At 53.2% G+C, this 1157-nt stretch carries 1 protein-coding gene; it reads right to left on the reverse strand.

Annotated elements, in window-relative coordinates:
* Positions 1-166 precede the first annotated feature (166 nt).
* Positions 167-1157 (reverse strand): polyribonucleotide nucleotidyltransferase (locus IQ219_RS19785; RefSeq protein WP_194073759.1); only part of this gene is annotated, 991 nt, incomplete at its 5' end.

Consider the following 1157-nt stretch of genomic DNA (forward strand, 5'->3'; position numbering starts at 1 on the left):
CAGGGGATCGGGATGATATCAGCTTACTTGGTCAAGTTAGGCAAAACAGTTGCGGCTCATTGGCTTGTAATCAGTGGCGTTGGGAGAGTCAAACCCAAAATCAATTTAGGTCTGACTCCTATTGGCAATAGGCCAATTGGCCCTAAACCCCCACAAGCAAGTTAACTTAGCCCCGGCTGACGTTACGACGGGCTTCCGCCGCTTCATCGGGGTGGATACCCAAGCGGGTCAGGTTCAAGCGGCCTTTACTGTCAATTTCCCGTACTTTGACAATGACCTCATCACCCACGCCCACTTCGTCTTCCACTTTGCCGACCCGGCCTTCCGTTAATTGGGAAATATGGATCATGCCTTCTTTTCCAGGTAGCACTTCCACAAAAGCCCCAATGGGAATGATGCGGGTCACACGACCGAGGTACACTTCCCCTTCGTTGAGTTTGCGGGTCATGTTGTAAATCATCTGCCGAGCCCGTTCTGCCCGTTCCCCTTCGCTGGAGGCAATGGTGACAGTACCGTCGTCGGCAATATCGATTTTGCAACTGGTTTGTTCGGTGATGCCCTTAATGGTTTTACCACCGGGCCCAATGACCATGCCGATATGTTCGGGCTCGATTTTTAGGGTCAATAACCGGGGCGCAAAGGGAGACAACTCGGGACGGGGCTCCCGGATGGTGGCTAACATTTTGTCGAGGATATGGAGCCGGGCGGGGAGGGCTTGCATGATGGCCTTAGAGACTACTTCCATGCTCAGACCATCAATTTTCATATCCATTTGCAGGGCGGTGATACCGGAATCGGTACCAGCTACTTTGAAGTCCATATCCCCAAGGAAATCTTCAATGCCCTGAATATCGGTGAGAATACGAATTTCATCCCCTTCTTTGATCAAACCCATGGCAGCGCCACTGACGGGTTTTTTGATCGGTACCCCAGCATCCATCAGGGCAAGGGTGGAACCACAAACAGAGCCCATGGAGGTGGAACCGTTGGAAGACAGCACTTCCGATACCACCCGCACCACATAGGGAAAGTCTTCCTGGGGAGGTAGTACTGGTATGATAGCCCGTTCTGCTAAAGCACCGTGGCCAATTTCCCGGCGGCCAGGGGAGCGCATGGGGCGGGCTTCACCGACAGAGTAGGGGGGGAAGTTGTAATGG

Source organism: Synechocystis sp. LEGE 06083, assembly GCF_015207725.1.
In the GTDB taxonomy this organism is placed as follows: Bacteria; Cyanobacteriota; Cyanobacteriia; order Cyanobacteriales; family Microcystaceae; genus Synechocystis; species Synechocystis salina.